The sequence below is a fragment of the Streptomyces sp. NPDC054961 genome (assembly GCF_053609145.1).
Genome location: NZ_JBSGWY010000014.1, coordinates 10,638 through 23,369, shown reverse-complemented (window position 1 = coordinate 23,369; position 12,732 = coordinate 10,638). Strand labels below are relative to the sequence as shown.

General features: G+C 72.3%; 11 protein-coding genes. 6 read left to right on the top strand and 5 right to left on the bottom strand.

From position 1 onward, the window contains the following. Positions 1 to 206 precede the first annotated feature (206 nt). From ACWF9Z_RS15335 to ACWF9Z_RS15325, 3 genes are all read left to right on the top strand, one after another. A complete protein-coding gene (locus ACWF9Z_RS15335) occupies positions 207 to 1,367 on the top strand; it encodes a copper resistance D family protein (protein WP_453602246.1) in 1,161 nt (386 codons plus the stop codon). Positions 1,368 to 1,564: 197 nt separating this feature from the next. Beyond that, positions 1,565 to 2,143: an RICIN domain-containing protein gene (locus ACWF9Z_RS15330; protein ID WP_453602244.1), complete on the top strand. Its 579-nt coding sequence runs from the start codon at positions 1,565 to 1,567 to the stop codon at positions 2,141 to 2,143. A gap of 559 nt (positions 2,144 to 2,702) precedes the next feature. Continuing rightward, positions 2,703 to 4,415, top strand: a complete 1,713-nt coding sequence (locus ACWF9Z_RS15325; protein WP_453602241.1) for an alpha/beta hydrolase — start codon at positions 2,703 to 2,705, stop codon at positions 4,413 to 4,415. 156 nt (positions 4,416 to 4,571) lie between these two features. Here ACWF9Z_RS15325 and ACWF9Z_RS15320 read toward each other — a convergent pair whose 3' ends face one another. Further along, positions 4,572 to 5,426, bottom strand: a complete 855-nt coding sequence (locus ACWF9Z_RS15320; protein WP_453602239.1) for an MmyB family transcriptional regulator — start codon at positions 5,424 to 5,426, stop codon at positions 4,572 to 4,574. A 101-nt stretch (positions 5,427 to 5,527) separates the two neighbouring features. On the opposite strand from ACWF9Z_RS15320, the gene ACWF9Z_RS15315 reads away from it, so the two are divergent. Further along, complete coding sequence (locus tag ACWF9Z_RS15315; RefSeq protein WP_453602236.1) at positions 5,528 to 6,988, top strand: MFS transporter; 1,461 nt, start codon at positions 5,528 to 5,530, stop codon at positions 6,986 to 6,988. Between the two features lie 78 nt (positions 6,989 to 7,066). Here ACWF9Z_RS15315 and ACWF9Z_RS15310 read toward each other — a convergent pair whose 3' ends face one another. Further along, positions 7,067 to 7,507, bottom strand: a complete 441-nt coding sequence (locus ACWF9Z_RS15310; protein WP_453602234.1) for a hypothetical protein — start codon at positions 7,505 to 7,507, stop codon at positions 7,067 to 7,069. Positions 7,508 to 8,005: 498 nt separating this feature from the next. Between ACWF9Z_RS15310 and ACWF9Z_RS15305 the strand changes: the two genes are divergently transcribed. Together ACWF9Z_RS15305 and ACWF9Z_RS15300 are read left to right on the top strand one after the other, a co-directional pair. After that, positions 8,006 to 9,220, top strand: coding sequence for a S8 family serine peptidase (locus ACWF9Z_RS15305; protein ID WP_453602231.1), 1,215 nt, complete (start codon positions 8,006 to 8,008; stop codon positions 9,218 to 9,220). A 267-nt stretch (positions 9,221 to 9,487) separates the two neighbouring features. Continuing rightward, positions 9,488 to 10,132, top strand: coding sequence for a GAP family protein (locus ACWF9Z_RS15300; RefSeq protein WP_453602493.1), 645 nt, complete (start codon positions 9,488 to 9,490; stop codon positions 10,130 to 10,132). Positions 10,133 to 10,289: 157 nt separating this feature from the next. Here the strand turns inward: ACWF9Z_RS15300 and ACWF9Z_RS15295 are convergent, their stop codons facing one another. The 3 genes from ACWF9Z_RS15295 to ACWF9Z_RS15285 all read right to left on the bottom strand — a co-directional run bounded on the left by ACWF9Z_RS15295 (position 10,290) and on the right by ACWF9Z_RS15285 (position 12,636). After that, entirely contained in the window at positions 10,290 to 11,729 is a 1,440-nt protein-coding gene (locus ACWF9Z_RS15295; protein WP_453602228.1) for an MFS transporter, read from the bottom strand. A 240-nt stretch (positions 11,730 to 11,969) separates the two neighbouring features. Then, positions 11,970 to 12,239, bottom strand: coding sequence for a DUF3253 domain-containing protein (locus ACWF9Z_RS15290; protein WP_453602225.1), 270 nt, complete (start codon positions 12,237 to 12,239; stop codon positions 11,970 to 11,972). A gap of 181 nt (positions 12,240 to 12,420) precedes the next feature. Next, entirely contained in the window at positions 12,421 to 12,636 is a 216-nt protein-coding gene (locus ACWF9Z_RS15285) for a DUF4190 domain-containing protein (RefSeq protein ID WP_453602222.1), read from the bottom strand. Between the last annotated feature and the right edge of the window lie 96 nt (positions 12,637 to 12,732).

Genomic DNA, 12,732 nt, shown 5'->3' with positions numbered 1-12,732 from the left:
CGCGGGCAGGGTCGTGGGGCTGCTCGGGCGCGGGCGGGGCCGCGCGCGCGCGTTCGGCGCGGGGGGGGGGGGGGCCCCCGCGCGCCGGGCGCCCCCCCCCCCCCCCCCCCACGACTCGGCCTGGATCCCTTCCCCCGCGCCGCCCAGGATGCCCCTTACGCGACCCCCCTCTTCACATTATCTTTATTTAGGTTAGCCTCACCTACATGATTCACGCTGACCTTGCTGCTGCTGCGGCCTACACCACCCCTCCCCTGTGGAGGGTCCTGACCAAGTCCGGCTATTTCGTCGGTCTTTGCGGTGCCATCGGTTCCACCGTCACCTACGTGGCGGCCGTTCGCCCGGCGCTCCGCGCGCCGCGGACGGAGGAGGCGGACGCGGTGGCGCTGCGGCGGCGTACCGCGCTCTATCTGGCGTGGGCCGGGGCCGTGCTGCTGGTGGCGGGCTATTTCCAGCTTGCCGCCCGGGTGGCCCGGGCGGGCAAGGGCATGCCCTTCGGTGACGCGCTCGCCCCGGGGCGCATCGCGGATTTCCTGCGGGCACCCGCGGGCAAGGACGCCTGGGTGGCGCAGGGCACGCTCTACATCGCCCAGAACGCGGTCCTCGTCCTGACGTCCCTGGCGCTGGTCTCGCTCTTCGTCGGAGCGGTCCGCCGACACGTGGACGCGATCGCTCTGACCGCGCTGCCTCTGTCGGTCGCGGTCACGCTCGTCGGCGCGATACCGGCCACCACCCCTGACGCGGACCGCGTGACCGGCCTCGTCTTCGGGCAGGCGCACATCATCAGCGGCACGGTCTGGCTCGGCGGACTGGCGGTCCTGGCCGGCCTCGCCGGTGCCCGCCGTCAGCTGGGCGAGAACGCCGGCCTGCTCTGGGCGGACATCTGGAGGCGCTTCAGCCTCGTCGCCCTCGTCTGTGTCGCCGCGGTCATGATCTCCGGCCTCTGGCTGTCCTGGAAGCACGTGGGCAGCATCGGACAGCTGTGGACGACGACCTACGGCCTCTTCCTGCTGGTCAAGATCCTCCTGGTGCTCGGCATGGTCGTGGCCGGAGCCGTCAACCAGTTCTGGCTGATGCCGCGCATCACCCTCGCCCGCCAGGCCGACGAGAAGTCCTCGCTCCTGCACCTGACGCTGCACCACTTCCCGAAGGTCGTCTGGGCGGAGATCGGGCTGGGAGCCGGTGTGCTGGGCATCGTCCCCTTCCTCTCGGGCTCGGCACGAGAGCCCGGCAGCGCCGCGCCCGTGGCGACGGGGAGCGTCCTCGCCGTCGGCGGGGCCTTGGGCCTCACCCTCATCGCCTCGCTCTGCATCACCGCCAAGACCTCCGACGCCCTCGCCCGACGCCAGGCCCCGGCAGCTCCCTGACCCCCCACCGCGGCATCGTGATCGCGGGGTACCCGCCGCGTGCCCCTGGCCTGCCCTGACCTGGGCCGACGAGGACGGGGGCGGGCGCGGAGCCCGTGTTCGGGGTCACCCGGATGGACTAGTCCAAGGCAGGGTGGCCCGCGAAGGGCGGCTAGCGTCGCCCTGTAGGTGTTCGCAGAACGGCCGAAGGAGGACCCATGACCGGCATGCCCGGGCGTCCCGCGGCCCGCGTCGCCGCCGCCTTCGCGATCCTCGCCGCACAGTCCCTGGTCCTGGGCGCCCTGGGCGCGGGCCCGGCCCACGCCGCCGTTCAGTACTACGAGATTCGCAGCCCGGACGGCAAGTGCCTGAGCGTCCCGGGATCGTCCCAGCGCTCGGGCGCGGATGTGGTCCTGTGGGACTGCCTGGGGATCACGGACCAGCGGTGGCGGGTCACGACCACGATCGACACGCCCAGAGGCGAGCTGGAGGACCGGCCGGCCGGTCAGCGCGATACCGACCACGTCCTCTTCGTCAGGCTCCGGGCACAGCACAGCGACAAGTGCCTCGCCCTGGTGGGGGACAACTTCGAGCCGGGCAGTGACATCGTGCAGGCGGACTGCTCGAACCGGGACCTGAGAACGGACTGGAGCATGACCGGCCACGGGGACCGCTTCGAGATCTCCGACCAGCACTGCGTCGGCGTGGGGGGCGTGAAGCACCACAACGGCACCCCCGCCGTCTACCAGGCCTGCACCGAGAAGTCCCCGAAGTGGCGGTTCACGTCCTGGCAGTGAGACGGGCATCCTCGACCGGAACGGGAACCCGAACGGCAGTACCACCGCTCCGCCGGTGGTACTGCCGTTCTGCGTCCGGGCCTTCCTGAGCCGCCGAGCCGCCGAGCCGCCGAGCCGCCGCCGCACCGGCCGCGGGCCCGGAGCCGCGCCGTGGCCGTCGTGCCGCGGGCCGCGCGCGGAACTCGCGGAACACGGGGCTCTCCGTGACCTGCGCGGGAGCGCGCGTCAGTCGTCCGCACCGGGCGAGAACGGCGCCCACGCCGCCTCAGGACCACGACGTCGCGGCGTGCCCGGGGCCGGCTTCGGTTGCCCCGCGCGGAGGGGGCGTCCTCGAGGGGTGTCATACGTGAGAGGGACAGGGACGACGGGCGGACGGGCGGGTACGCCGGGGGCGGCCCCGCGGGGGTGAGTGACGCAGGTTCAGTACCGGCCAGATGTCCGGATATCGCGTGGTACACGCGAGGGATGAAGATCGGCTCTTCCGGGGGATTCGCCCGGGCCCGTCCACCCAACAAGGTGGGGGCAGCAGCGAATTCACCGGAAGGACGGCACCACGCCCATGAAACGCCTCGCCCCCGTGCTCGCCACCGTCGGGCTCATCGCCACCGCCCTGCCCGTCCTCGGGGCGCCCCCGGCCGCCGCCGCGCACGTCCCTGAGTACCTGCGTCAGAAACCCGCCTGGCACCGTTGCAGTCCCGACAGGCCGGCGGCGTTCGAGTGCGCGACCCTCACGGTGCCGCTCGACTACCAGCGCCCCAAGGGGCGCACCCTCGACATCGCCATATCCCGTATGAAGAGCGAGAACCCCGCCAAGCGCCGCGGGGTCATGCTCTTCAACCCGGGAGGACCCGCCACCTCCGGGCTCCTCCGGCCGTTGCGGCTGGACGCGGAGATGCCCAAGGACGTACGGGACCGCTACGACCTCATCGGCTTCGATCCACGAGGGGTCGAGCAGAGCAGTCCGGTCAGCTGCGGTGACGTGAGCCCCGCGGACAAGGGCGTGGGCGGGGCCTACCGGCCCGAGACCTTCGCCTCGGACGTGGCCTGGGCCCGCAGCATCGCCGACAAGTGCCGCGAGGCGTCCGGCGATGTGCTCCCCCACATCACCACCCGCAACACCGCACGCGACATGGACGTGATCCGCGCGGCCCTGGGAGAACGGACGATCTCGTACCTGGGCTATTCGTACGGGACCTATCTGGGAGCGGTGTACTCCCAGATGTTCCCGCAACGCACCGACCGTTTCGTCCTGGACAGCGGGGTCGACCCGCAGCGCGCCTGGCGGGGCATGCTGCAGGTGTGGGGCACCGGAGCCGAACCCGCCTTCGAGCGGTGGACGCGGTGGGCGGCGGAGCGCTCGGAGACCTACGGGCTCGGCGCCACGCCCGAAGCGGTGTCCGACACGTTCTGGGCGCTGGTGGCCCGGGCCGACAGGGATCCGATCCTCCACTACGGGACGAAGGTCACGGGTGCCGACCTGAGGGCCGACCCCTCGCTCTTCTTCTCGACCGAGGGTGCCTCGTCGGTGATCAGGGCCCTGAGGGCCTCGGCCGAGTCGCCGCACCCCGGGCAGCCGGGAACTCCCGCACCCGACAACCCCGCGCCCGGAATACCCGTGCCCGGAGCGCCCGGAGCGCCCGGAGCGCCCGGAGCACCCGCAGTGCCCGCAGTGCCCGCAGTGCCCGCAGCACCCGGAGTACCCGCGCCCGGCATGCCCGGTCTTCCCGGCATGCCCGGACCGCGCGGCGACGGGCCGCAGGACCGGACGGCGGCCGCGGAGGGCCCCGTCGCCGTGCCCTCGAGCAACGCCACCGCCGTGTACTGGGCCGTGCTGTGCGGGGACACGGACAACTGGCCGCGCGAGCCCGGACAGTACGCGCGGGACGCGGCCCGGGACAAGGTGGCGCACCCCCTCTACGGGGACTTCGCGTCGAACATCAAACCGTGCGCCTTCTGGCAGCGGCCGCTCGAACCCGCCACGCCGATGAAGACCCGTGCGGACGTGCTGACCGTACAGAACGAGTGGGATCCGTTGACCCCGCTCGCCAGCGGTCAGGGCCTGCACAAGGCCCTCAAGGGCTCACGGATGGTGCTGGCCCGCGGGGGAGAGGGGCACGGGGTGTACCTCTCCTCGTCCGGGTCCTGCGCCGACGCGACCGTCAACGTCTACCTCTCCACGGGTCAGTTGCCCGCCGAGGACGTGACCTGCGAGAACCCTCCGGGAGGTGGCGCCGTGTCCTCCTCCGGTGAACCGCGGCTGCCACGAGGGTGAGTTCGGGGCGCCCCGGGTAGGGGCCGACCCCCGCCGCGTCACCAGCGGCGGGGGGCCGTGCGCCCGGCACGCCGCACCACGGGGCCTCACGGGGCCTCACTGGTCGTCACGTGTCGGTCCACGGGCTCGCGGCCGCAAGCCCGACGCCCACCCGCGTCAGGCCCCGGCGGGGGACAGGCGGTGCAGCAGCTCCAGCCGTTCACGGGTCTCCTGGTCCATCGGCACGTACGTCACCAGCCGCGGGCCCGCCGACGGGCCCAGCCACAGGTTGGTGTGCTCCAGGTGCAGCAGCCCCACCCGCGCGTTGCGGAGGTACTTCGTCTTGCCCGCCGGGCCGACCACCTCGTGCCGTGCCCACAGTTCCCGGAATTCCGGCGAGTGGGTCTCCAGTCGTGACAGCAGCGCCTTCCACGTCGGCTCCGCCAGGTGCTCCGCCATCGAGGCCCGGAACTTCGCCGCGAGCGTACGGTTCATCTCCGCCAGGTCCACCACGGCCGCTCGCCACTCGGCGTTCGTGAACGCCAGCCACATGCAGTTGCGGTCCTCCCTCGGCAGCGCGTCCAGGTCGCACAGCAGCCGACCGTACGTCTCGTTGTACGCGAGGATGTCGTACCGGCTGTTCTGGACGCAGGCCGGCACGGGACCCATCTGGTCCAGCATGGCCCGCAGGGCCGGGGTGACCGTCGGGCACGCCGCGTGCGGTGCCGGGTCGGGCATGGCGGCCAGGGCGAACAGGTGGGTCCGCTCGCTGGGATCCAGCAACAGGGCCCGGGCCAGGGCGTCGAGGACCTGCTGGGACACCTGGATCTCCCGCGCCTGTTCCAGCCAGGTGTACCAGGTGACCCCGACCGCCGAGAGCTGCGCGACCTCCTCGCGGCGCAGTCCCGGGGTGCGTCGGCGGGCGCCGCGCGGCAGCCCGACCTGCTCCGGCGTGATCCGCTCGCGGCGGCTGCGCAGGAAATCGGCCAGCTCGTGCCGGCGTACGTCGCTCTCCGGTGCCACAGTGGTCATGGCACCAGGATGCCGCAGCGTCCATCCCGTTGCCAGGTAGTCCTTATACCAGGATGAAGAGACTCTGGTACCAGGCTGAGCGCCGGGGGATCGTATCCGGCATGAGCGAAACAACGGTCCGCCGAAACCGCCCCTCTTCGGTCTCCGCGGAGGTGCCCGCGGCCACCGCGCCGCCGGCCGGCACCGCGATGGGGCCGCTCGGCCTGTTCACGGTGCTGCTCGGCGCCGCACTGCCCCTGATCGACTTCTTCATCGTCAACGTCGCGCTGCCCGCCATCGACGCGGACCTGGCGGCCGGTCCGGCCCTGCTGGAGCTGGTGGTCGCCGGGTACGGGGTGACCTACGCGGTGCTCCTGGTCCTCGGCGGCCGGCTCGGCGACACGGCCGGCCGGCGTCGCCTCTTCCTGATCGGCATGGCCGCCTTCGGTCTCACCTCGCTCGCCTGCGGACTGGCCCCCACCGCCTGGACGCTGGTCGGGGCCCGGGTGGCGCAGGGTGCCGCGGCCGCGCTGATGCTGCCGCAGGTGCTCGCCACCATTCAGGCCACCACCCATGGCCCGCGCCGGGCCCGCGCCATGAGCCTGTACGGGGCCACCGCAGGGCTGTCCATGGTCGCCGGGCAGATCCTGGGCGGCGTCCTCGTCGCCGCGGACGTGGCCGGTACGGGCTGGCGCGCCGTGTTCCTGGTGAATGTACCGGTGGTGGCACTGGGTCTGCTGTTGACCGTCCGGGCCGTGCCGGACACCCGCTCGGAGCACCCGGCGCGCCTCGACGTCCCCGGGACCCTGCTGCTCGCCCTCTCGTTGGTGTCCCTGCTGCTGCCGCTGACCGAGGGGCGGGCGGCGGGCTGGCCGCTGTGGACCTGGGTCTCGCTCGCCGTGTTCCCCTTCGCCGCGGTCGCCTTCTACCTGACCGAGCGCCGGGAGGACCGGCTGGGGCGCACCCCGCTGGTGCCGCCGAGCCTGCTGCGGCTGGAATCCCTGCGCCGCGGCCTGGTGATGATGGTGCCGTTCTCGATCGGCTTCAGCGGGTTCATGTTCGTGATCGCGGTGGTGCTCCAGCAGGGCCTGCACATGGGCCCGGTCCGGGCCGGGCTGGCGCTGGTACCGATGGCGGTGGCCTTCTTCGCGGCCTCCCTCGCCGGGCCCCGGCTGGTCGGGCGCTTCGGCAGCCGGGTGGTCACGGCGGGCGGCGTGCTCCAGGCCGTGGGCATCGCCCTGCTGCTCTCGGCGGTCCGCCGCGACTGGTCGGGCCTCGACCTCGCCGCGATCGCACCCGGCGTCGCGGTGGCCGGACTCGGTCAGGGCCTGCAACTCCCGGTCCTGATGCGGATGATGCTCTCGGACGTGCCCGCCGACCGGGCCGGCGTGGGCGGGGGAGTCATGGTCACCACGCAGCAGTCCGCGCTCGCCCTGGGTGTCGCCACGCTCGGCAGCCTGTTCCTCGCGCTGAGCCCCACGATGGGGGTGCGGGACGCGCTCGAGGTCACCCTGCTCGTCCAGTTGGGCCTGATCTTCCTGACCGTCCTGCTGAGCCTGCGGCTTCCCCGCGTGCTGCGGTGACGGCGGCCCCGCACACCCGGGCCGCACCGTACCCGCGCGCCCGCCTCCCGTAGGGGGGCGGGCGCTGGTCGTCTCCGGTCAGCGGCGGCCGGTGGAGAGGATGACGAGGAACTGGCCGCCACCCGCCTCGATGTCGGCGGTCACCGGCAGCCCCGGGGTCAGCCGGGAGAACCGGTCCACCAGCCAGTCCGCCGCTTCCTGGGCGTCCTGCCTGGTCGAACAACGGCCCACCATCTCGCGGCCCGCCTTGCGCTCCAGCCGCGCGGCAACGGTGAGCAGCGGCGCCGGCTCGGCCACGTACGGGCGGTCCGGCCAGGCGATGACCACCTTGACCGCGCCCTTGCGGGAGTTGCACCCGCGGTGCGCGAGCCGCTCGGCGACCTTGGCCTTGCGGTCGGTGGTCCGGCTGTCCACGCTGGGCCCCTGCGCATCGTTCACCGACTTGTCCGGGTCGACCGGTTCGTCGCACACCCAGCACCGCCAGCCGTCGCGCTCGGCCACGTCATCGAGAAGACTCATCCGAGCAAACTAGCCTGTCCAGCCCCACCCCGCGCACCAGGGCCTGTGCGATGCCCCGCGATCAGGTGAGTCCTCGGCCTTGTCGTTCCCGAACGACGTGAGAACGATCAAGAATCTCCGGCCGCCGCCCGACGCCGCCGCTCGACGCCGCCGGCCTCTGGATGAGGGTCGCGCGGTGACCGCCGCGCCCCGTGAATCCCCACCCCCTCCGCCCGTGGAAGTGACCGGTCGACGGGTGCTGCACAGAGGCGTGTTCGCGAATGCACCGTGAAGTGACGTGAATGTGTGGGTGGTTCGGAGAGTGTGGTCATTCCGTGGGGCCGACGGGGAGGTCTCTTTAAGAAAGCTTGTTGAATAACGCTGACGCGCCGGGCGGCCTTGAATCAACTCCGGTAATCGGTCAGGGTTTCGAAGGTCACCCCGGAGATTTTTCGGCTCCGGAGGGGCTGCGCAGCACGCTTTGACGCCCCACACGTCAACACGAGGAGCACTCTCTCCATGTCAACTCACAAGCACGCACGCACCCGTTCCCGCGGCATCCGGATCCTTGCGGTAGCCACGGGAGTCGCCACTGCAACCGGTGTCTGCATGCTGTTGTCCCCCCTCGCCGGCGCGAACACCCCGGCCGAGGGAACGGTGTACGGGCTCGGCGCACCTGGCGCGCTCAGCGGCAGTTACATCGTCATACTCGACAAGGACGCGGACAAGCCGGCGCTCGCCAAGAAGTACGGCGGCGAGCTGAAGCGCACCTACACGTCCGCGGTCAACGGCTTCTCCGCAGCCGGTCTTTCGGAGACCGCCGCGAAGCGCCTCGCCGCCGACCCGGCCGTGGGCAAGGTCGTCCAGAACAAGAAGTTCTCCATCAACAGCACCCAGGACAACCCCCCGTCGTGGGGCCTCGACCGCATCGACCAGACGGATACCGCGGGGGACAAGAAGTACTCGTACCCCGATGCGGGAGGTGAGGGAGTCACGGCCTACGTCATCGACACCGGCGTCCGGATCAGTCACAAAGACTTCGGCGGCCGGGCCACGCACGGCTTCGACGCCGTGGACAACGACGCGACCGCCGACGACGGCAACGGGCACGGTACGCACGTCGCCGGGACCATCGCGGGCACCTCCCACGGGGTGGCCAAGAAGTCCAAGATCGTCGCCGTCCGCGTGCTCGACGACAACGGCTCGGGCACCACCGAGCAGGTGGTGGCGGGCATCGACTGGGTGACGCAGCATCACACCGGGCCCTCGGTGGCCAACATGAGCCTCGGCGGCGGCGCCGACGAGGCGCTCGACGAGGCGGTGCGCCGGTCGATAGCCGCCGGTGTCACCTTCGCCGTCGCGGCGGGCAACGAGTCCTCCGACGCCGGACAGGGCTCTCCCTCCCGGGTCCCCGAGGCCATCACGGTGGCTTCCAGCGCGGCCGACGACTCCCAGTCCTCGTTCTCCAACTTCGGCTCGATCGTGGACCTCTACGCGCCGGGCTCGGAGATCACCTCCGACTGGAACGACAGCGACAGCGGTACGAAGACCATCTCCGGTACGTCCATGGCAACCCCGCACGTGGTGGGAGCGGCCGCCCTCTATCTGGCCGGCCACAAGGACGCCTCGCCCGCACAGGTCGCGGCGGCACTGACCGCGGGGGCGACCCCGGGGAAGATCACGAACCCGACCAGTGGCACGCCGAACAAGCTGCTCAAGGTGTCCGCGCAGTAGGCCCGACGGGCCGATGACGCGCCGAGGCCGCCGCACCCTGAACGGGGTGCGGCGGCCTCGGCGCGCCCCCTCCCGTCGCCCCTGTCAGGCCTGAGGCGTTCGGGGGCACCGGCGTGGCTGGCTTGATCCGTCGGGCCGGGAGACGCAGAGTCGGAACACGGCGCCTCGAGGGTGCCCACACCCTGTCGCCCTGCCCACCCTGCATGCCGTGCAAGACGCCCGTTCGGGGATCCCGGGCTGGTCTGACCCCCGGGAGCGGTTGTGTCGATGATCGCCGACCTGGTCGTGATCGGTACGTCCATCACCCTCGGACCGTTGCACAACAGCGCTTTCATCCTGCTCCTCGCATCACGCCGCGGTGTACGCAAGGGCCTCGCCTTCTTGCTGTCGTGGCTGGCCAACCTGGTCGTGGTGGTCGCCTGCGTGGTGTTGCTGACCGGTGGGACGCCACCGGTCCACCACACCACGCCGTCGACCGCGGCGGTCGCCGCCAAGCTGGCGATCGGCGTCGGCCTGATGCTGTTCGGCGGCTACAGGCGCCGGCGCCCGCCCCGCCCGCACAAGCAACCGCGCTGGAGGGGCCGCGTCGACAACGCCTCGCTCGGCACGGCTGCCGCACTCGCCTGGCTGCTCCAGCCGTGGGCCCTGGTCGGTGCGGGCGCGGCCACGGTCGTCGACGCCGACCTCTCCTCACTCTCCGACTGGCTCGCCCTGACCGGCTACTGCCTGCTGGCCACCCTCAGCCTGCTCGTCATGGAGCTGTACACCGTATGGGCGCCCGCCGCCGCCCAGGCGCGGCTGAACGCCCTGCTGGCGTGGCTCGAGCGCCACCAGGACCAGCTGATCGTCACCCTTTCGCTGCTGGCCGGACTCTGGCTCATGTGCAGCAGCATCTACGCACTGGTCGCCTGACGGCCCATCGATCCACCGGCCCACCGGCGCGCAGGGGCGGGCCGGTGCCCGAGCCGGCGGGGAGCCGGCCCACGGGTGCGGGTGGCCGGGGGCCGCTCGGCCACGGCGTCCTCGCGGGCGGGGCCGGGGTGTTGGCCCGCACCCTCGGATGGCGTGGTCACGGCACGTCGGGCGCCTGCTCACCGTCCTTGCCGGCCGCCGACGGGTGGGCCCGTGGGAGCAACGCGGCGGCCGTCAGGCCGCCCACACCGACCACCGCCAGGGCCGCCATCGCTGCCGCGTACGCGCCCGTGCTGAGACCCGACACCAGGATCGTGCCCGCGACGGCCGTGCCGAGCGAGGAACCGAGGTTGGAGACGCTGCGCGAGAGTCCCGAGATCTCACCCTGCCGGGATTCCGGGAAGCATGACTGGACCATGTTCACCGACGGGGTGAGCATCACCCCCAGACCCAGTCCGATCAGCAGCAGTCCAGGGGCGAACGCCCAGGGGGTGGGGTTCCCGGCGACCAGGGCGATCAGTACGGCGATGCCGGTGATCGTCACGGCGAAGCCGGCCATGACCAGGGTGCGCTGGGCGTGCCGGCGGGCCAGCTTCTCCGCGGCCAGCGACGAGGCGAGGATGCCGAGGGTCGCGGCGGTGAAGATCACGCCTGTCTCGATCGCGTCGTAGCCGCGGACGACCTGCAGGTAGGCGGCGACGGTGAACGAAACGCCCATGAGCATCAGCCACTGGGTGTTCTGGGTGATCAGGCCGAGGTTGGAGGTGCGGTCACGGAACAGGGCGGTGGACAGCAGGGCTTCCCGGCCCGCGCGTTCGCGCCCCCGGACCCACGCGAAGAACCCCGCCAGCACCAGCGCCCCGGCCAACAGCAGGCCCAGCGCCAGCCAGCCGCTGTCGTCGACGGCCAGGATGCCGGTGACCAGCAGTACGAGGCCCGCCGCCGAGAGCACGGCCCCCACGGTGTCGAAGGGGCGGGCGGGATCAGGGGGCAGCGGGTCGTCGATCCCGCGGCTCAGCAGCACGATCACCACGACCACCAGTGCCTGGAACACGAACGCCGCCCGCCAGCTGATCGCACTCGTGATCAGCCCGCCGATCAGCGGGCCCGCGGCCGCGCCGATCCCGCCCATCGCCATGATCACCCCGAACGCGCGCGCCCTGGCCGCCGTGCCGGTGAAGAGCAGCGTCGTCAGGATGTAGACCGGGGGAATCAGCAGCGCGGTGCCCACACCCTCCAGGATCGAGTTCCCGACGATCAGCACACCCAGCCCCGGCGCCACCGCGCTGAGCAACGCCCCTGCCCCGTACACCGTCAGTCCCGCCAGCAGACAGCGCTTGCGGCCCCACTTGTCGGTGAGCTTTCCGCCCGGGATCATGAGCGCGGCCATCACCAGCAGGAAGATCGTGATGGCGACCTGCACGCCCTGCACCGTGGTGTCCAGGTCCTCGCTGATGTCGTTGATCATCACGTTCATGTTCGAACCCGCGAAGCTGCAGATGAACTGTGCCAACGCCAGGGGAGCCAGAATCCGCCGCGTGCCCGGCGCGGTTCCCGAAGCCCCTGCACCAGCCGAACCCGATTCCGATGCCGTCATGCCCGCTGTCCCGTCCGTCCGCCCAAGGTGCGAGGTGTCGCGCCGCACCCGAGATCTCGCGTGCCGGTCGAGCACCGCCACGACCGTCCCACGGGCGACCACCGTCACGGCGTAGGCGCGCAGCACCCGGCCCGGCCGGGCTCGAGTGGCACCGCCACGACTGGCCCGCGTGCCGCTGCGGCCCGAACCGGCCCGAACCGGCGCGGGCGCGGTATGCGGCGGACGGCCTTTCCCTCGGGATCAGCCCGCCGTACGTCGGATGCGGATCGGCCCGCGGGCCTTCGCCGGCTCGACGGGACGGCCGCCTTGGGTGATCTCGACCTCGCCCGCCTCGACCAGCCTGCGGGCCGCACGACGAGCCGGTTCCATCAGCGCGCGCCAGCCGTCGTCGTCCCCGTCGTACACGGTCCGTGCGGCATCGGAGGGGCAGATCGTCGAGCGGGGGCCCCGACGCTCCAGCAGCTCGAGGATGGCCCGTTCCAAGCGCCGGTCCGTCTGGCGTTCGCTCACACGCGTCACCCCACCAGTGTCACCCCACCCGTGTCACGCCAGCGCGACCGGGCCCGAGGGAGGACGGCCTTCGGCTCGGACTGTGGAGGGGGAGGGCGGCGGGTGGAAAGTGGGCAGGGTGCGGCTGGCGGATCCCCGGTGCGGGACCGGTCCCGCACCGGGGACCGGTCCACGGTCACCGTCAGCCGAGGCTCCAGGACCAGGTGTGGTCCGCGCTGACCAGGCAGGCCAGGACCACGAGGTCGGCGATCCCGAGGGCCAGCCCGAGGCGTGCGCGGGCGGGTCGGGTCGTGCCCCGGAGCAGGGCGAGGCCGGCGAGGACGATCGCGATCGGTCCGAGCACGAGGTTCATCGCCAAGAGCCCCACCAGGCCGGACAGGAAGGAGATGACGGCCATGGTGTCGGCGTGGGGGGGGCGCGGGGGGGGGGGGCGGGGCGGCGGGGGGGGGGGGGCGGCGGGGGGGGGGGGGGGGGGGGGGGGGGCGCGGGGGGC